Raw genomic sequence first — 19,818 nt, forward strand, 5'->3', positions numbered from 1 at the left:
TTAACGTACCTTCAGCGTTGCAAGGCCGATCAGCACCAGCATCAGCGAAATAATCCAGAAGCGCACAATGACGCGCGGTTCCGGCCAGCCTTTAAGTTCGTAGTGATGATGGATTGGCGCCATACGGAAGATGCGCTGCCCACGTAACTTAAAGGACCCGACTTGCAGGATCACCGACAGTGTTTCGACCACGAATACACCGCCCATAATCACCAGTAAGAACTCCTGACGCAGCAGGACGGCGATGGTACCCAGTGCGCCGCCCAAGGCCAGAGAACCGACGTCACCCATGAAGACCTGAGCCGGATAGGTGTTAAACCACAGGAATCCGAGCCCGGCACCGACAATCGCGGTACATACGATCACCAGTTCCCCCGCGTGGCGCAGATAAGGAATGTGCAGGTAGCTGGCGAAATTCATGTTACCTGTCGCCCAGGCCACCAGCGCAAAGCCACCGGCGACGAACACAGTGGGCATAATCGCCAGCCCGTCCAGACCATCGGTCAGATTGACGGCGTTACTGGTACCCACAATCACGAAGTAGCTCAGCAGGATGTACAGCAGGCCCAGCTGCGGCATGACGTCTTTAAAGAACGGCACCACCAGCTCTGTCGCCGGGGTGTCTTTACCGATGACGTACATAGTGAAAGCGGCGGCCAGTGCAATCACGGACTGCCAGAAGTATTTCCAGCGGGCGATTAACCCTTTGGTGTCTTTACGCACCACTTTGCGGTAATCATCAATGAAACCGACGATGCCGTAGCCGATCAGCACGAACAGCACGCACCAGACATACGGGTTCGAGGGATACGCCCACATCAGCACCGAAATGGTGATGGAGGCCAGGATCATCAGCCCGCCCATGGTTGGCGTGCCGCGTTTACTGAAATGTGATTCCGGGCCGTCGTTACGCACAACCTGACCGAATGACATTTTTTGCAGACGGGCAATCATCCGCGGACCAATCCACAATGACAGGAACAATGCAGTCAGCAGGCTGACAATGGCGCGAAACGTCAGATAGGAAAAGACGTTGAATCCGGAATAATATTTGACCAAGTGTTCTGCCAGCCAAACTAACATGTTGCATTCTCCTGTAACGCGCGTACTACCTGCTCCATTGCGGCACTACGTGAACCTTTAATTAAAACGGTAATTACCGCATGTTCAGACAGTAAGCTGGTCAGGCGCGCCGTCAGGGCTGCCTTATCCGCTAAATGCTCACCACACCCGCTGACATCACTGATGATGCGGCTGTCGTGGCCAATACTGAAAACTTTGTCGATCCCGGCTGCACGAATCGCTTCGCCCACCTCGCGGTGACACGCTTCGCTTTGTGCGCCCAGTTCCGCCATGTCGCCAACGGCCATTACGCGATAGCCCGGCATTTCTGCCAGCACTTGCGCGGCGGCGGTCATCGAACCAACGTTAGCGTTGTAGCTGTCATCGAGCAGCGTTTTACCGTCGCAAAGTGCGATCGGGAACAAGCGGCCTTTGACCGATTGCAGAGTCGTCAGACCGGCGCGAACATTTTCGAGTGAAGCGCCGACCGACAGCGCCAGCGCGGCCGCAGCCATCGCGTTAGCAATATTGTGACGGCCCGGCACAGGCAGCGAAACATCTATGCTGCCTTGAGGAGAATGCAGGGTAAAGACGGTGTTCAGCGGACTGATTTTGACGTCTGTTGCGAAGAAATCGCTGCCATCATTCTGTTGCGCCGAATCTTTTGTCGAAGAGAATCGCCAGACGGTTTTGCCGCCGAGCTTGCGCTGCCAGTTCGGCCAGTCGTTGCTATCAGCATTAATAATCGCCGTGCCGTTTTCAGGCAGACCTTCAAAAATTTCACCCTTGGCCTGCGCAACGCCGGCCAGTGAACCAAAACCTTCAAGGTGAGCGGCTGACAGGTTATTGACCAGCGCCGTTTCAGGCCTGGCCAGTGCGGTGGTATAAGCAATTTCGCCCGGATGGTTAGCGCCCATTTCGATGACGGCAAAATCATGTTCTGCGGTCAGGCGCAGCAACGTCAGCGGTACGCCGATATCGTTATTGAAGTTGCCTGCGGTGTAGAGCACATTGCCGCACTCGCGTAAAATCGCTGCGGTCATCTCTTTCACGGACGTTTTACCTGAGGAACCGGTCAGGCCGACCACGCGGGCAGGAACCTGCTGACGCACCCAGCCGCCGAGCTGGCCGAGCGCAATTCGGGTATCCGCCACCACTAACTGCGGCACGTCCACCGGTAAGCGCTTACTTACCAGTAAAGCCCCTGAACCGGCTTTAACGGCATCGGCCGCAAAGTCGTGCGCATCAAATTTTTCGCCTTTCAGGGCGATGAACAAACAGCCCGGTGTAATCTGACGGGTATCTGTAGTGACACTGTCGATTTGAGTATCGTTGCCGATAAGTTCGGCATTGAGCGCCGCACTCAACGTTTGCAGGGAAACGCGGATCATGCGATCACCCCCAGCAAACGGGCAACCGTTACGCGGTCGGAATAGTCGAGACGCTGATTGCCCACCAGCTGGTAATCCTCGTGGCCTTTACCGGCGATCAGCACAACGTCATCTTCAGTGGCTTGCATAATCGCGCTGGTCACTGCCTCTGCGCGGCCATGAATTTCCTGTGCACGGCCAGCATCCAGCAGCCCGGCAAGGATATCAGCGACAATAGCGCGGGGCTCTTCGCTGCGAGGGTTGTCATCTGTCACGATCACGCGATCGGCGTACTGTTCCGCAATGCCGCCCATCAGAGGACGTTTGCCTTTGTCGCGATCACCGCCGCAACCAAACACGCACCACAGCGTGCCACGACAGTGCAGACGTGCCGCCGCCAGCGCTTTTTCCAACGCGTCAGGCGTATGAGCATAATCCACTACAGCGGTCGGTTTGCCCGGCGCATTGAATACTTCCATGCGGCCGCACACCGGTTGCAGTTGTGAACTTACCGCCAGCAACTGAGCCAGCGGATAATCTTGTGAAAGCAGGGTCGCCAACGCCACCAGCAAATTGCTGACGTTGAATGCGCCCATCAGGCGGCTTTCCAGCAGGCCTTCTCCCCAGCTTGAATCGATATTTACGGTCGCGCCGTTGTCATGATAATTCACGCTGCGCGCCGCCAGCCAGCGGCCTTTCCAGCCTGCCGGGATCTTGTCTTCCATCGTGACGGCGATAGCATCCGGGGTTTTCGCCAGCCAGCGCAACCCGACTTCGTCGTCAGCATTGATAATTTTTTGGCCGACCTGATGCGAGGAGAAGAGCTGCCATTTGGCGTCTTCGTAGCTCTGCATGTCACCGTGATAGTCCAGGTGGTCGCGGCTCAGGTTGGTGAAGGCTGCGGCGGCAAATGGCAGCGCGGCAACGCGGTGCTGAACCAGACCGTGGGAAGAAACTTCCATCGCAGCGAAAGTGGCGCCCTGTTGTACTAAATCCGCCAGAATATGCTGAACCTGTACTGCAGAACCGGTGGTATTTTCCGCCGGTACCACTTTATCGAGCAAACCATTGCCGACGGTACCCATCACGGCGCTGGTTTCACCGAGCAACTGACTCCACTGCGCCAGCAGCTGCGTGGTAGTAGTTTTGCCGTTGGTGCCGGTGACACCGATCAGACGTAAGGCCTGACCCGGCTGATGGTAAAAATGCCCTGCCAGTTCGGACAGCAAAACATTGAGATTCTCGAGGTAAATCACCGGCACGCCATGCATCTGGCTAACCGTTCCGTGCTCTTGTTCACCCTTTGCTTCGGCCACAACGGCAGCGACGCCCTGAGCAATTGCCTGGGGAATAAAACGACGCCCGTCGCTGGTATGGCCTGAAATCGCGACGAACAGATCTCCGGCAGCCGCCACGCGGCTGTCTAAAATCATGTCTTTTAGCGCTACTGCCGGGGCATCACTCACCCAGGGCGCTAATAGGTCGCGCAAATTACGATCTGCCACCTGAAGCCTCTTTTTGATTATTCACTATGTCTGCATTTTCATCGGCAGTCAGCGCATCCGGTTCGATGTTCATGGTGCGCAATACGCCGCCCATGATCGCGCCAAACACAGGTGCGGAAACGGCCCCACCGTAATACTTCCCTGCCTGCGGATCGTTGATAACCACCACCAGCGCAAATCTCGGATTGCTTGCCGGTGCAACGCCTGCGGTGTAGGCAATGTATTTGTTCACGTACTTACCATCGGGACCGACTTTCTTCGCGGTACCGGTTTTAATCGCAATGCGATAACCCTTGATCGCCGCTTTCACGCCACCACCGCCGGGCAGTGCGACGCTTTCCATCATATGCACGACGGTGCGGACAATCGGTTCAGGGAAGATGCGTTCGCCGGAGACAGGCGGATCAACTTTTGTTATCGACAGCGGACGATAAATGCCCATGCTGCCAATCGTTGCGTAGACTCGCGCTAGCTGGAGAGGTGTCACCATTAGCCCGTAGCCGAAAGAGAAGGTGGCCCTCTCTATGTCAGACCACCGTTGTTTTTTAGGGTATAAGCCACTGCTTTCTCCAACCAGTCCCAAATTGGTCGGTTTTCCCAATCCGAATCGCGAGTAAGTGTCTACCAGCTCTGCGGACGGCATCGACAACGCCAGTCGTGAAACACCGACGTTACTCGACTTCTGCAAGATACCCGTCACGGACAGCTCCGCGTAACGGGCCACATCTTTAATCTCATGACCGTTGATTCGATACGGCACTGTGTTCAGCACACTGTTCTCGCGCACGACGCCATTTTTCAGCGCCGTCATCACCACCATTGGTTTGACGGTGGAACCCGGCTCGAAGATGTCGGTGATGGCGCGGTTACGCATCACGTCTTTCGGCGTGTTCGGCATGTTATTTGGGTTGTAAGACGGGCTGTTGGCCATCGCCAGCACTTCGCCGGTTTGTACATCGACCAACACCGCAGTGCCTGATTCGGCTTTGTTAAAGGCCACGGCGTTATTGAGTTCGCGATACACCAGTGCCTGCAAACGTTCGTCGATGCTCAGCGCCAGATTGTGCGCTGCCTGGCTGTCAACGGAGGAAATGTCTTCAATGACTCGCCCAAAGCGGTCTTTACGGATGGTGCGCTCGCCCGGCTTTCCGGTCAGCCAGCGGTCAAAACTTTTCTCAACGCCTTCAATGCCTTCGCCATCGATGTTAGTGACGCCAATGACGTGCGATGTCACCTGTCCGGCCGGATAGTAACGACGGGACTCCTGACGCAGTGAAATCCCTGGCAGTTTGAGTTTGCGAATGTATTCGCCAACGGAAGGGTTGATCTGACGGGCGAGATAAACGAAGCGGCCTTTGGGATTGGCGTTGATGCGGGCAGACAGCTGATCGAGTGGCATGTTGAGCGCATCGGCGAGTGCTTTCCACTTGGTGTCGACCGTGATGCCACCGCGATCGTTAATCTCTTTCGGATCGGCCCAAATCGCATTTACAGGCACGCTGACCGCCAGAGGCCGTCCTGAGCGGTCGGTGATCATCCCACGGGATGTCGGAATGGTTTGAACGCGCAGGGAACGTAAATCCCCTTCTTTCACCAGCTTATCCGGGTTTATCACCTGAAGATAAGCCACCCGCAACATCAGGCCCAGCAGGGCAAGTAAAATACAGGCGCACAACAACGCAAAACGCCAGCTGATAAAGCTGGCTTGATCTTCGGGACGCTTTAACTTCGCGGTGCGTGTTGCTTTCATTAGCTGCCTGTATCCTCCGTGCACATTTTAAGGTTGAACCACAATAGTTTCTTGAGATGGATCAACATGTTGCATCTGCAATTTCTCCGTTGCGATGCGTTCTACCCGGCTGTGATCGCCAAGGGCATTCTCTTCGAGGATCAGGTTGCGCCACTCAATGTCCAGCGCATCCCTTTCCAGTACTAACTGTTCCCGCTGTGCCGTCAGTAAACGCGTACGGTGCGCAGTGGTGACAACGAAGATGGCGCTGATCAAAACGGCAATCAGCAAAATCATCGGGATCTTGCCATTGCGCAAAATGTCGCTGGCAATGACCCCCACTAAACCGTGGCGTTCATTGCCAATCACGATGCCGTTCTCTCAGCAAAACGCAGGACTGAACTGCGTGCCCGCGGGTTTTCTGACACTTCCGCATCGGAAGGCATCATTTTTCCCACTGATTTTAATGAGCGTCCGCCAAGTTCCGCGATCTGCGCTTCTGTCATCGGAATACCGGCCGGCACCTGAGCGCCACGGCTGTGCTGACGGATAAAGCGTTTCACGATGCGGTCTTCCAGTGAGTGGAAGCTGATCACGGATAAACGCCCTGCCGGTGCCAGAATTTCCAGCGCGCCATCCAGCGCACGTTCGATTTCTTCCAGCTCACTGTTGATGTAGATACGAATCGCCTGGAAGCTGCGTGTCGCCGGATGCTTATGCTTCTCACGAAACGGCGAGGCGTTCGCAATCAAATCAGCCAGTTCTTTTGTTCGCGTCATTGGCAATTCGCGGTTACGCTCGACAATCGCGCGCGCAATGCGTTTTGCAAAACGCTCTTCACCAAACGTTTTCAATACCCAGATGATGTCTTCTTCTTCCGCTTTCATCAGCCATTCGGCCGCTGAGTAACCACGCGTCGGATCCATGCGCATATCCAGAGGTCCGTCACGCATAAAGGAGAAACCACGTTCCGCATCATCAAGCTGCGGCGAGGAAACACCTAAATCCAGCAGTACGCCGTCGATCTTACCTTCCAGACCGCGTTCGCGAACGTAGTCAGCGAGGTCGGAGAAAGGTCCGTGAACGATAGAAAAACGCGCGTCATCAATAGATTCTGCGGCTTTAATTGCCTGCGGATCGCGGTCGATCGCCAGCAGGCGACCTTGCGGGCCAAGCTGTGACAAAATCAGACGTGAGTGGCCACCGCGGCCAAAGGTTCCGTCTATGTAAATGCCGTCCTGGCGGATGTTCAGGCCGTTGACGGCTTCATCCAGCAAGACGGAAGTGTGTTTGTAGTTTTCAACCATGCTTATAATGACAAGTCCTGTAATCGGTCAGAGAGTGGTTCCTGAGACGATTGTTCAGCGTCTATGTCTTCCTTAACTTGTTGATACCAGGTCTGTTCATCCCACAGTTCAAACTTGTTGAACTGCCCAACCAGCATCACTTCTTTTGCGAGCCCGGCGTGCTGACGCAGCGTAGTGGCAATCAACAGACGCCCGGCGTTATCCATCTGACATTCACTTGCATGTCCCAGTAACAGGCGCTGAATACGGCGCTCAACGGGGTTCATACTCGACAGACGGGACAATTTACGTTCGATAATTTCCCACTCGGGAAGGGTGTAAAGGAGGAGGCAGGGGTGATGGAGGTCTATGGTACACACCATTTGACCTTGCGATTCTTCGCTCAGCAAATCCCGGTAACGGGTGGGTACGGCAAGTCGCCCTTTGCTGTCGAGGTTAACCATCGTCGCGCCACGAAACATGACCGATCTACCCCTCTATGACCCTAATCACCACTTTCCTCCACAAATTCCCACTTAAAAGAGTTTACGGATGGTTTTAAAACCTTGTCAAGCCAGAGCGGAGGCGGTTTGGCAATATTTACGCGAAGACCCGAAAGCCCAACGTAACGCGGTGAGGTATTTTAGAGGTGAAATAGAAAATAACGTCATGATTAGTTGAAGAAATTTCGGAGGGTTAATAATTTCGTTTAAAAAAAAACCAAACTGAATATTATTTAACTATTTATATTCTTCTGTTATCTAACTCTCGTTTCTTGTTCTTTTTGCCATAAGAAAAATCATTTCCGATTTTTTTTTGGCTATCACGGCTAAATCATCATCATTTTGCGAGCCAGCCCGCATGGCACAAGCCTTTCAGGGTGTTTAAAAACCACGAGTCGTGAAACAGCCGCAGACCCGGAGAAATTAAGCGGGGAATTCTACAGCACTTTTGCAGGCAGCATTAACGTATTTTAGATATCAATAAACAGATTTATATCGGCAACTGAAAGGCGAAAACATTTCTTAATAATTCAGCGCTCTGGGAATGCTCCTAAAATAACCACTTTCACCGCATGGTGATTTTTTTTCGTGTTTGTGAGCAGAATGAGCAATTAGGCAAAAGAGGAAAGAAAAGCGTGTTTGTGCGAGGGAATCACGGGCATTCAATTGAATACCCGTCAGGATTACTTGCGGCTCAACCTGCCACGACGGAAGAGGTTGCGGCGAATACGGGTCAGGCCTGCTTTTGGTTTTTTCGGTTCATCCAGGCACGCCAGTACCAGCTCCAGCACGCGTTCGGCAACGTCACGATGACGCTGTGCGACCGCCAGAACCGGACACTCGAGGAAGTCGAGAAGTTCGTTATCCCCGAAGGTGGCAATCACCAGATCGACAGGCAAACGCCCTTCGGTTTTCAGCGTGACGTCCATGACGCCCTGCAACAACTGGAACGAGGTGGTGAAAAGCGCCTGCGGCATCGGATTGTGTTTCAGCCACTGGGCAAACACTACCGCCGCGGATTCGCGGTCATACGCATTGGCATAAAGATACTGCGGCTGACGTGAATCTTCAGCCCAGGCCTCACGGAAGCCCTGCTCGCGCAGGAAGCTGACCGATAATTCCGGCAATGCACCGAGATACAATACCGATTCAGCAGGGAACGTCCGTAATTCCTGTGCCAGCATCAACGCATCTTCCTGATCGGCACCGACAACGCTGATGAAATGCTCAGGGTCGAGCGCGCGATCCAGCGCAATGATGGGGAAATCATCATTGGCCCAACGCTGATAAAAAGGATGTTCCGGCGGTAAAGATGTGGAAATGATGATCGCATCAACCTGACGTTGCAGCAGATGCTCGACGCAGCGCATTTCGTTGTCAGGCTGATCTTCTGAACAGGCAATCAGCAGCTGATAGCCACGCTGGCGTGCCTGACGTTCGAGAAAATTGGCAATCTTGGTATAACTGGTATTTTCCAGATCGGGGATCACCAGACCAATAGAACGGGTCCGGCCAGCGCGTAAACCCGCAGCCACCGCATTCGGGTGATAGTTATGTTCCTTCACGACAGCCATGACTTTTTCGACTGTCTTATCGCTGACACGATACTGCTTCGCTTTGCCGTTAATCACATAACTGGCCGTCGTACGCGAAACGCCCGCTAACCTCGCGATCTCATCCAGCTTCACTGAGATAACCCCTTAAGAAAGATAATGCTTTATCTAACCCCAGAAGCCCCTGCCGGGCAAGGTGTTTTACCGAATCGCTTCACCTGAGCCACAAAAAAGAAAGCCCAACCAAAAAGTTGAGCTTTCCTAGAGCAGATAAACTTTACATCGTGCTGATTTTTTACGCTTTAGCGCATGATCTTGTCGCCGCGCGAAACACCGACCACGCCGGAGCGAGCCACTTCGACGATTTCAGCCACATCACGAATGCTGGCTAAGAAGGCGTCGAGCTTGTCGCTGGTGCCGGCAAGCTGAACGGTGTAAAGCGTCGCCGTCACATCCACAATCTGGCCGCGGAAGATTTCAGTTGAACGTTTCACCTCTTCGCGGCCATAACCGGAGGCCTGGACCTTGACCAGCATGATTTCACGCTCAACGTGAGCACCCTGCACCAGTTCGGTGACACGCAGCACGTCGACAAGCTTATGCAGCTGCTTTTCGATCTGCTCAAGCACCTTGGCATCGCCTACGGTCTGAATCGTCATTCGCGACAATGTTGGATCATCGGTCGGCGCAACGGTGAGGCTTTCGATGTTGTAGCCACGCTGAGAGAACAGGCCGACTACGCGGGACAACGCGCCCGATTCGTTTTCCAGTAATACTGATAAAATCCGGCGCATGATCAGGTCCTCTCCGTTTTGCTTAACCACATTTCGTCCATCGCACCGCCACGGATGTGCATCGGGTAAACGTGTTCTGTTTCATCAATGCTGATATCCACAAATACCAGACGGTTTTTCTGTTCCAGTGCCTGAATCAGTTTGCTTTCCAGCTCATCCGGGGTGCGAATGGCAATGCCAACGTGACCATAGGCTTCCGCCAGTTTGACGAAGTCAGGCAGCGATTCCATGTAGGATTGCGAATGGCGACCGGAGTAAATCATGTCCTGCCACTGTTTTACCATACCGAGATAACCGTTATTCAGGTTGACCACAATGACTGGCAAACCGTATTGCAGCGCGGTCGACAACTCCTGAATGTTCATCTGGATGCTGCCGTCGCCGGTGACACAAATGACCGTTTCGTCCGGCAGACCAAGTTTCACACCCAGCGCGGCAGGCAGGCCGAAGCCCATCGTTCCGAGACCACCGGAATTTATCCAGCGACGTGGCTTATCAAACTGATAATAGAGCGCGGCAAACATCTGATGCTGACCTACGTCCGACGTCACATAGGCGTCGCCGTGGGTCAGGCGATGCAGCGTTTCGATAACGGCCTGCGGTTTGATCTTGCCACTGTTTTTGTCGTAGCTCAGGCATTGACGCGCACGCCAGTTTTCAATACTTGTCCACCAGTCGCGCAGTGCATCGAATTCCTGTTTGTCATCGCTCTGCGCCAGCAGTTCCAGCATCTGAACCAGCGTCTGCTTCGCATCACCCACAATCGGAATGTCTGCACTGACAGTTTTTGAGATAGACGTCGGGTCGATATCGATATGCATTACCGTGGCATTCGGACAGTATTTCGCCAGATTGTTGGTCGTACGGTCGTCGAAACGCACGCCCACGCCGAAAATCAGATCGGCATTGTGCATCACCATATTGGCTTCGTAGGTGCCATGCATGCCGAGCATACCGAGACTCTGACGATGGGTGCCCGGAAATGCGCCCAATCCCATCAGGGAGGTGGTTACCGGCAGATTCAGTTTTTCTGCCAGTTCCAGAATTTCTGCGTGGCACTCAGAGTTAATAGCGCCACCGCCAACGTACAGCACCGGTTTTTTGGCGGCCAGCAACGTCTGCAATGCGCGTTTGATCTGGCCACGATGACCCTGCACCGTCGGGTTATACGACCGCATCGTTACCTGCTCAGGGTAAGCGTACGGCAATTTGATTTGTGGATTCACCACGTCTTTAGGCAAATCAACCACCACCGGACCCGGACGGCCCGTGGACGCCAGATAGAACGCTTTTTTCAGCACGGTAGGAATATCTTCCGCGCGTTTTACCAGAAAACTGTGCTTCACCACCGGACGGGAGATCCCCACCATGTCGCATTCCTGGAACGCGTCATAACCGATCAGTGAACTGTGTACCTGGCCGGATAGCACCACCAGCGGAATGGAATCCATATAAGCTGTCGCAATACCGGTGATAGCATTGGTTGCACCGGGACCGGACGTCACCAGCACCACGCCCACTTCGCCCGTGGCGCGCGCATAACCGTCAGCCATATGAACAGCGGCCTGCTCATGTCTCACCAGCACATGATCAATCCCGCCGACCGTGTGCAGGGCATCATAGATATCCAACACCGCTCCGCCGGGATAACCGAATAACTGCTTCACGCCCTGATCGATTAACGATCGAACGACCATCTCGGCTCCTGACAACATCTCCATGGTTTTGCCTCCAGGCTTTTTATTTCTTCTATAGGATGACTTTTTATTTCAGCAAGCTGTTCTATCAAGCAGCAATCTAAAGTTAAATCACTGAATTTTAGGCCTTTACGCAGAGCGGATGAAAACCCTGCTGCTCTTATTGGCGTTGCTAACTCAACTCAGTACCTTAGCGTGAGAATTTGGGTCAGGCAAACGCCAAAATAGGGATGACAGATTTCGTTTATTGCGACGCGCTGCCATCAATCGCCCGTCCGCTACAAAACACTGCCTGCGTACGGCAACCAGTCAGAAATATCAGGAAGGCGGGAAAAATTACAGGATTAAATTATGTCTGATGCTGACATAAAAATGATCAGCAAACCGGCGAACAGGCATTCGCCGGTGTTGAGAAAAAGAGAAAGACGCGGCGTTATTCGCCGTAAAGCTCGTCGATTTCCTTTTTATAACGGCTGAAAATAACCTTACGACGCAGCTTGAGCGTCGGCGTCAGTTCGCCAGATTCCATGGTGAAGGGTTTGATCAGCAGGACAAATTTTTTCACCTGCTCAAAGCCTGCCAGATCGTGCTGAATTTCGCGTAACTGGTGAGCAAACAGTGACAGAATCTGTTCGTTTTTGACCAGACCGCTGCGGTTGAAATAATCGATATGATGCGCCTGCGCGTACATGTTAAGCACATCGAAATCCGGCACGATCAGCGCAGAAACAAAGTGACGCTCATCGGCTATCACCGCGGCCTGTTCAATGTAGCGATCCTGGACCAGCGTGCCTTCGATCCGCTGTGGCGCGATGTATTTACCGCCTGACGTTTTCATCAGATCTTTCAGTCGTTCGGTGATAAACACGTTGCCTTGTGCATCCATCTTCCCCGCATCGCCGGTTTTGAACCAGCCATCCGCAGTGAAACTGGCCGCTGTTTCTTCGGGTTTATTGAAGTAACCGCGCAGCAGCGTGGGTCCGCGTACCTGAATTTCATTTTCGTCACCGATGCGCACATCGATTTCCGGCAACGCCGTGCCAACTGAGCCAAAGCGGAAATCTTTCTCTTCCCAGCAGGTGACGGTGGCGCAGGTTTCGGTCAGACCATAACCGTATTTGATATGCAAACCGAGGGATTCGAAAAACAGGATCACATTATCATCAAGGCTCGCGCCGGCGGCTGGCAGAAAACGTAAGTTGCCGCCGAGCAAGCCGCGCAGCTTTTTGAGCACCAGCTTATCCGCCAGAAAATATGCCGGTGAGAGCCAGAAGGGATAACGTTCGCCACGGCGCTCGATCAGAAATTTCTCTTTACCCTGCGAAACTGCCCAGTGGAACAGCCACTTTTTCACTGTTCCCGCGCGGGCGACTTTATCGTGGATTGCACTGAACACTTTTTCATAGAAACGCGGCACGGCGCACATGACGGTAGGTTTCACCGCCTGTAACGCATCCCGCACTAAATCGGTATCGCGCAGAAAGACGTTCTGCGCACCGCAATGCATCACAAAGAAGCTCCACGCCCGTTCGAACACATGCGCCAGCGGCAAGAAACACAGGGAGATGTCGTGGTCAGAAATCGTCAGACGTTTTTCGTGCTGCTTTAGCTGCGTCGCCATGCTGCGATAGTCGAGCATCACACCTTTGGCTTCCCCTGTGGTACCGGAGGTATAAATCAGTGTGAACAAATCGTTGAGATCGCTGTCGCTGATGCGTGCTTCGCGTTCGGCGTCTAACGCAGAGTCCGATACGGTGATATCGGACACATGCCGGGCTATCTGCACGCCCTGTAAATCGACGTCACCATCCAGCACCAGAATATGTTTTAGCTGCGGGCAGAGCTCGCGCAACGCAATCGCCGCGTCGTACTGCTTTTGGCCGACCACGAATAAAATGCGGATATCCGCATCGTTAAGCACATACGCTGATTGCGCGGGGGTATTGGTGGCATAGACCGGCACGGTTACCGCGCGCAGTTGTAAAATTGCCAGATCCGCCATTGCCCAGGCGATGGAATTGTTCCCGCAGATGGCAATCCGCTCCTGAACCTCGACCCGCTCGCGTAAAAGGAGAGTCGATAAAGCATCGACTTTCGCCCCTAACTGACGCCAAGTCAGTGAGGTTTCAACAGCGGGTGACCATTCACGAAAGGCGGTTTGGTCAGCACGAAGTGCGACCTGTTGGCGAAAACGGGCGATCAGATGGTAGTCATTTAAGGTTGGATTCATTGAGCGTCTATACCGGCGTTCAGCGCAGCTCGCCAGGAGGCGGCTAACTGTATTGCTCTGTTACAAAGATTTAACGCAGTCTACCGACAAATATTGCGCGGCGAAATGAAATTATAGAGAGTCAGGAGGAGGCGAAACACCGGCTCAAAATGAGTAAATAGCGGGAAAAAAAAACCTGCGCAGCTTTAACGAGGCGAAAAAGCACGCAGGATAAAAAACTTCAAAATAAATCATAACCAGCCATATTTACTTCAGCGCGCACCAAAGTAAAAATGATGTTCGTTTAGGGATCAGAGCGTCAATACGCACTGGCTTAATAAAGATTTCATCCACATATTGCCGCGGTCTTTACTGGATGATTCATGCCATGACAGATAACAGGTCAGCTGATTTTTCATCCACGGTAATGGAATGACAGATAAATTTAAGATCCCGGTATTGGCCTGCGCTAACCAGCGGGGAACCAGCGGGGAACCAGCGCCACCATATCGGTTTTCGACACGACTTCCATGACGCTGTAGAGATCTGTTCCCTGATAGGCGATTAAAGATTGCAGCTCAGGGTCATCATAATAAGGCGCACTGAAGGAATAGAAGCGGTCAATCATCATGACAGCATGTTTTTCGCGCAGGTATTTCTCGTCGGACATATAAGGACTAATACGCGGGTGATTTTGTGCTGCAACCAACACCAGTTCATCATTAAATAACGGTTCGTTACAGAAATCAGGCCGTTCAAATTTACGGTAGCTGATCATAAATTCGATATTTTGGTAACGCAGCTGATGTTCAATATTATCATTAACGATAGTCTGTAATTTAATACTGACGCTGCTGGCCAGGGTATCGACGGCGTGAAGAACCTGAGAGGTCAGGCGCTTATCCAGCGGGCTACAAATTGCGACGTTAAACTGGCGCATGCTGATACTGGGATCGAAACCTGCACCGGGCAATTCATTCATGACCAACTGAAGTGCCTGACGGACAGGGCCGAACAGCTGACGGGCACGCATTGTCGGTTGGATGCCCCGACCGAAGCGAACAAATAAATCATCATTGAACATGACTTTCAAACGGGCCACGGCATTACTTACGGCAGGCTGAGACATGCCCAGCATATTAGCTGCACGAGTAATATTTTGTAATTGCATGACGGCATCGAAGACAGTCAATAAATTAAGATCGACATTACGCAGATGCGTTTCAAACTCAGCAGGTTTTGCAGAGCTTTCGGTAATGATATCAGACATGGTTATCCCCATTAAAGATCATCAGGCTTGAAGAATAATGATTATCTTTAATTGATTTATTTAAACAAAACACGGCACAGTCATATCAGACTAATAAATAATAGCCGACAAAAAACGCGTGCCATTTCATATTATTATTATTCGAAAAGGACCTAGGTGCTGCTTCTAATAATCAGAAAGTAAAATATAAATTTCATTTCTCTTCAAAAAACTGATGATATAAGACAATAAAATAATTACCGAAACAACATGCAAAAATTGAATAATAAGTTAAGCAGAAGTAAATCATCTCTAATCAACTGAATCAGAAAGGTTATTTTTCAATCAGCATATTTTATAGTCCAGTTTTTTACGGTTTTGACCCAAAAAAATCATCGTAATGACTGAGGAATCCTTTCCTCCAAACACCCTCTTACAGGTAGTGTTTTATGCTAAATGAGATTGTTTTTCATTTGTAAAAATTACCGCTATTTCCACACTCTGAAGGTTGACATAGCACACACATTCCCGTATCACTTTAAGCACTGTTTGAACGATATCCGTTTAACTACCCTATTAAGAGAAGCTGAAAATACATGTTCATGATTACCCGTCTCCTTGGCCTACTACTCAACGCAAAAAATTTGCGCGGTATGCCAGTGGGCGAAAATCAGAACTGATTCAACTTCCACAGACAATAAACCCGCGCCGATGCGCGGGTTTTTTTTTATCTCCCGCAGGGCGCGAAAAATAGAGCAGACAAGGAAAAACCCATGAGCGAGCAAGTCATTATTTTCGATACCACGCTGCGTGACGGTGAACAGGCGTTACAAGCCAGCCTGAGTGTTAAAGAGAAGATTCAAATTGCAATGGCGCTGGAAAGGATGGGCGTTGACGTGATGGAAGTCGGCTTCCCGGTATCTTCTCCCGGTGATTTCGAGTCTGTACAAACTATCGCGCGCCAGATTAAAAACAGCCGCGTTTGCGGTCTGGCACGCTGCGTGGATGGTGACATTGACGCCGCCGCCGAAGCATTACGCGTTGCCGAAGCCTTCCGCATCCACGTTTTCCTGGCCACCTCGACTCTGCACATTGAATCCAAATTGAAGCGTTCGTTTGATCAGGTTCTGGAGATGGCGGTTCATTCGGTGAAACGCGCCCGTAACTATACGGATGACGTCGAATTCTCCTGCGAAGATGCGGGTCGTACACCGCTGGATAATCTGTGCCGCGTTGTCGAAGCCGCGATCAAAGCCGGTGCGACCACCATCAACATTCCTGATACTGTCGGTTACACCACGCCGGTCCAGTTCGGCGGGATCATTACTAATTTGTATGAGCGCGTACCAAACATCGATAAAGCGATTATTTCCGTACACTGCCACGACGATCTGGGCATGGCGGTCGGTAACTCTATCGCGGCGATTCAGGCCGGTGCGCGTCAGGTAGAAGGCACGCTGAACGGTATTGGCGAACGTGCCGGGAATACGGCACTGGAAGAAGTCATCATGGCGATCCGGACCCGTTCGGATTACATGAACGTCCACACCAATATCAATCACAAAGAAATCTATCGTACCAGCCAGATAGTCAGCCAGATAACCAATATGCCGATCCCTGGCAATAAAGCGATTGTCGGCTCCAACGCTTTCGCACACTCGTCCGGTATTCATCAGGATGGCGTGCTGAAAAATCGCGAAAACTACGAAATTATGACACCGGAATCTATTGGTCTGAACCAGATCCAGCTGAACCTGACCTCCCGCTCCGGCCGTGCCGCCGTGAAGCATCGTATGGAAGAAATGGGCTACAAAGAATCCGATTACAACATGGATCATCTGTATGCCGCGTTCCTGAAGCTGGCTGACAAAAAAGGTCAGGTTTTCGACTACGATTTAGAAGCGCTGGTGTTCATTAATAAGCAACAGGAAGAGCCAGAGTTTTACCGTCTGGACAACTTCAGCGTGCAGTCCGGTTCTAAGATAACCGCCACCGCATCGGTGAATCTGGCCTGTGGCGATGAGATCATCACTGAAGCCGCTACCGGCAATGGCCCTGTTGATGCTGTCTATCAGGCGATTAACCGCATCACGGGTTATCAAATCGAGCTGGTGAAATATCAGCTGAGTGCCAAAGGTCAGGGACGTGATGCACTGGGTCAGGTCGACGTGGTCGTCTCCTTTAATGGCCGCCGCTTCCACGGCGTGGGTCTGGCGACAGACATCGTGGAATCCTCCGCCAAAGCGATGGTTCACGTACTGAATAATATCTGGCGCAGCAAACAAGTTGAGATCGAAAAACAACGTTTGCAGCACGAAGTTCAGCAACACAACAACATTCAAAATAATCAGGAAACGGTGTGATCATGAGCAAGACCCATCATATTGCCGTCTTACCCGGAGACGGAATTGGCCCGGAAGTTATGGCCCAGGCATACAAAGTTCTGGATGCAGTACGTGCGCGTTTTGGCCTGAAAATCAGCACCAGCGAATATGACGTCGGTGGCGCGGCTATCGACAAACACGGCAGCCCGTTGCCGCAAGCGACCGTTGCCGGTTGCGAACAAGCCGATGCCATCCTGTTTGGCTCAGTAGGCGGCCCGAAATGGGAACACCTGCCGCCTAACGATCAGCCAGAGCGCGGCGCATTGCTGCCGCTGCGTAAGCACTTCAAATTGTTCAGCAACCTGCGCCCTGCCCGTTTGTATCAGGGTCTGGAGGAGTTCTGCCCGCTGCGTGCCGACATCGCCGCCAAAGGTTTCGACATTCTGTGCGTCCGCGAACTGACCGGCGGTATTTACTTCGGCCAGCCGAAAGGCCGCGAAGGCCAGGGGCAGCATGAAAAAGCCTTCGATACCGAAGTGTATTACCGCTTTGAGATCGAACGTATCGCCCGCATCGCCTTTGAATCTGCACGCAAACGCCGCAGCATTGTGACGTCCATCGATAAAGCCAACGTATTGCAAACGTCCATAATGTGGCGTGAAGTGGTTAACGAAATCGCGAAGGATTACCCGGACGTCAGCCTGAGCCACATGTACATCGACAACGCGACAATGCAGCTTATTAAAGATCCGTCGCAGTTTGACGTGCTGCTGTGCTCCAACCTGTTCGGCGACATTCTGTCAGACGAATGCGCGATGATAACCGGTTCCATGGGCATGTTGCCTTCGGCCAGCATGAACGAGCAGGCGTTTGGTTTGTTCGAGCCAGCAGGCGGCTCCGCACCGGATATCGCCGGTAAAAACATCGCTAACCCGATTGCACAGATCCTCTCTGCCGCGCTGTTACTGCGTTACAGTCTGGGGGCTGATGAAGCCGCCAACGCCATCGAGCAGGCAGTGAATAAAGCGCTGGAAGCAGGCCACCGCACCGGTGATTTGGCTAACGGCCAGCAGGCGCTGTGCACCAGTGAAATGGGCGATATCATTGCCCGCTTTGTGAAAGAAGGGGCATAACATGGCGAAGACGCTGTATCAAAAATTGTATGACGCGCACGTCGTTTACGAAGCGCAAAACGAAACGCCGCTGTTGTACATAGACCGCCATCTGGTGCACGAAGTGACCTCTCCGCAGGCGTTCGACGGCCTGCGCGCGATGGGGCGTCCGGTACGTCAGCCGGGCAAAACCTTCGCCACGATGGACCACAACGTATCCACGCAAACCAAAGACATCAATGCGAGCGGCGAGATGGCACGCATTCAGATGCAGGAACTGATCAAGAACTGCGCGGAATTCGGCGTGCAGCTGTATGACCTGAATCACCCGTTCCAGGGCATCGTCCACGTAATCGGACCTGAGCAGGGCATGACCTTGCCGGGCATGACTATCGTTTGCGGCGACTCCCATACGGCGACGCACGGTGCGTTTGGCTCACTGGCTTTCGGTATCGGCACATCAGAAGTGGAACACGTGCTGGCGACGCAAACCCTGAAACAGGGTCGCGCTAAAACCATGAAAATCGAAGTGACCGGCGACGCACCTGCGGGTATCACCGCCAAAGATATCGTGCTGGCGATCATCGGTAAAACCGGCAGCGCCGGCGGTACAGGTCACGTTGTCGAGTTTTGCGGTAAAGCCATCGAAGCGCTGAGCATGGAAGGTCGTATGACCCTGTGCAACATGGCGATTGAAATGGGCGCCAAAGCCGGTCTGGTCGCGCCTGACGAAACCACGTTTGCTTATCTGAAAGGTCGCCAGTTCGCTCCGAAAGATCAAAACTGGGACGCCGCCGTCGAGTACTGGAAAACCCTGACAACCGATGCGGATGCCAAATTTGACAGTGTCGTGACGCTGGACGCGGCAGATATCGCACCGCAGGTCACCTGGGGTACCAACCCTGGTCAGGTCATGGGCGTGAATCAGACGATCCCAAATCCTTCCTCTTTTGCCGATCCGGTAGAACGCGCATCCGCTGAAAAAGCGCTGGCGTATATGGATTTGCAACCGGGCATTAAACTGACCGACGTGGCGATCGATAAAGTGTTTATCGGTTCCTGTACCAACTCACGTATCGAAGATTTGCGTGCAGCCGCAGCCGTGGCCAAAGGTCGCAAAGTCGCGACCGGCGTACAGGCAATTGTGGTTCCCGGCTCAGGCCCGGTAAAAGCACAGGCCGAAGAAGAAGGTCTGGATAAGATCTTCATCGAAGCCGGTTTCGAATGGCGTCTGCCGGGCTGTTCCATGTGTCTGGCAATGAACAACGATCGTCTGGAACCGGGCGAGCGTTGCGCCTCCACCAGCAACCGTAACTTCGAAGGCCGTCAAGGGCGTGGCGGACGCACGCATCTGGTCAGCCCGGCAATGGCTGCGGCGGCAGCGGTGACTGGCCGTTTCGCTGATATTCGTGAACTGAACTGAGG

At 52.7% G+C, this 19,818-nt stretch carries 14 protein-coding genes and 1 pseudogene; 3 read left to right on the forward strand and 12 right to left on the reverse strand.

The genetic code is table 11. From position 1 onward, the window contains the following. The 12 genes and pseudogenes from mraY to leuO form a co-directional block, all read right to left on the reverse strand. On the reverse strand, positions 1–1,083 hold the full coding sequence (gene mraY / locus I2123_RS20230) for a phospho-N-acetylmuramoyl-pentapeptide-transferase (RefSeq protein ID WP_213051370.1): 1,083 nt from the start codon (positions 1,081–1,083) through the stop codon (positions 1–3). After that, on the reverse strand, positions 1,077–2,453 hold the full coding sequence (gene murF / locus I2123_RS20235) for a UDP-N-acetylmuramoyl-tripeptide--D-alanyl-D-alanine ligase (protein ID WP_213051371.1): 1,377 nt from the start codon (positions 2,451–2,453) through the stop codon (positions 1,077–1,079). Before murF ends, mraY begins: the two co-directional genes overlap by 7 nt. Beyond that, on the reverse strand, positions 2,450–3,937 hold the full coding sequence (gene murE, locus I2123_RS20240; protein ID WP_112168713.1) for a UDP-N-acetylmuramoyl-L-alanyl-D-glutamate--2,6-diaminopimelate ligase: 1,488 nt from the start codon (positions 3,935–3,937) through the stop codon (positions 2,450–2,452). Before murE ends, murF begins: the two co-directional genes overlap by 4 nt. Beyond that, positions 3,924–5,687 (reverse strand): peptidoglycan glycosyltransferase FtsI, encoded by a 1,764-nt coding sequence (locus tag I2123_RS20245; protein WP_112168714.1) that lies wholly within the window; start codon positions 5,685–5,687, stop codon positions 3,924–3,926. The genes murE and I2123_RS20245 overlap by 14 nt, the downstream gene beginning before the upstream one ends. Before the next feature lie 27 nt (positions 5,688–5,714). Further along, positions 5,715–6,035: a cell division protein FtsL gene (gene ftsL / locus I2123_RS20250; RefSeq protein WP_112168715.1), complete on the reverse strand. Its 321-nt coding sequence runs from the start codon at positions 6,033–6,035 to the stop codon at positions 5,715–5,717. Beyond that, positions 6,032–6,973: a 16S rRNA (cytosine(1402)-N(4))-methyltransferase RsmH gene (gene rsmH, locus I2123_RS20255; protein WP_213051372.1), complete on the reverse strand. Its 942-nt coding sequence runs from the start codon at positions 6,971–6,973 to the stop codon at positions 6,032–6,034. Before rsmH ends, ftsL begins: the two co-directional genes overlap by 4 nt. Positions 6,974–6,975: 2 nt before the next feature. After that, entirely contained in the window at positions 6,976–7,434 is a 459-nt protein-coding gene (mraZ, locus tag I2123_RS20260) for a division/cell wall cluster transcriptional repressor MraZ (RefSeq protein ID WP_112168717.1), read from the reverse strand. Between the two features lie 704 nt (positions 7,435–8,138). Beyond that, positions 8,139–9,143: a catabolite repressor/activator gene (cra, locus tag I2123_RS20265; RefSeq protein WP_112168718.1), complete on the reverse strand. Its 1,005-nt coding sequence runs from the start codon at positions 9,141–9,143 to the stop codon at positions 8,139–8,141. A gap of 167 nt (positions 9,144–9,310) precedes the next feature. Then, positions 9,311–9,802: an acetolactate synthase small subunit gene (gene ilvN, locus I2123_RS20270; protein ID WP_013577020.1), complete on the reverse strand. Its 492-nt coding sequence runs from the start codon at positions 9,800–9,802 to the stop codon at positions 9,311–9,313. A gap of 2 nt (positions 9,803–9,804) precedes the next feature. Further along, positions 9,805–11,523 (reverse strand): acetolactate synthase 3 large subunit, encoded by a 1,719-nt coding sequence (ilvI, locus tag I2123_RS20275; protein WP_112168719.1) that lies wholly within the window; start codon positions 11,521–11,523, stop codon positions 9,805–9,807. Between the two features lie 409 nt (positions 11,524–11,932). Next, a complete protein-coding gene (locus I2123_RS20280) occupies positions 11,933–13,729 on the reverse strand; it encodes an AMP-dependent synthetase/ligase (RefSeq protein ID WP_213051373.1) in 1,797 nt (598 codons plus the stop codon). Between the two features lie 290 nt (positions 13,730–14,019). Beyond that, a pseudogene (leuO, locus tag I2123_RS20285) lies at positions 14,020–14,978 on the reverse strand (transcriptional regulator LeuO). 752 nt (positions 14,979–15,730) lie between these two features. On the opposite strand from leuO, the gene leuA reads away from it, so the two are divergent. From leuA to leuC, 3 genes are read left to right on the forward strand one after another with little or no spacing between them, the layout of a single operon-like run. Continuing rightward, on the forward strand, positions 15,731–17,320 hold the full coding sequence (leuA, locus tag I2123_RS20295) for a 2-isopropylmalate synthase (protein ID WP_112168723.1): 1,590 nt from the start codon (positions 15,731–15,733) through the stop codon (positions 17,318–17,320). A 2-nt stretch (positions 17,321–17,322) separates the two neighbouring features. Beyond that, positions 17,323–18,414 (forward strand): 3-isopropylmalate dehydrogenase, encoded by a 1,092-nt coding sequence (gene leuB, locus I2123_RS20300; protein ID WP_213051374.1) that lies wholly within the window; start codon positions 17,323–17,325, stop codon positions 18,412–18,414. Position 18,415: 1 nt separating this feature from the next. Then, on the forward strand, positions 18,416–19,816 hold the full coding sequence (leuC, locus tag I2123_RS20305) for a 3-isopropylmalate dehydratase large subunit (protein WP_112168725.1): 1,401 nt from the start codon (positions 18,416–18,418) through the stop codon (positions 19,814–19,816). Positions 19,817–19,818 lie beyond the last annotated feature (2 nt).

It is taken from the genome of Rahnella inusitata, assembly GCF_018288855.1.
Lineage (GTDB): Bacteria > Pseudomonadota > Gammaproteobacteria > Enterobacterales > Enterobacteriaceae > Rahnella > Rahnella inusitata.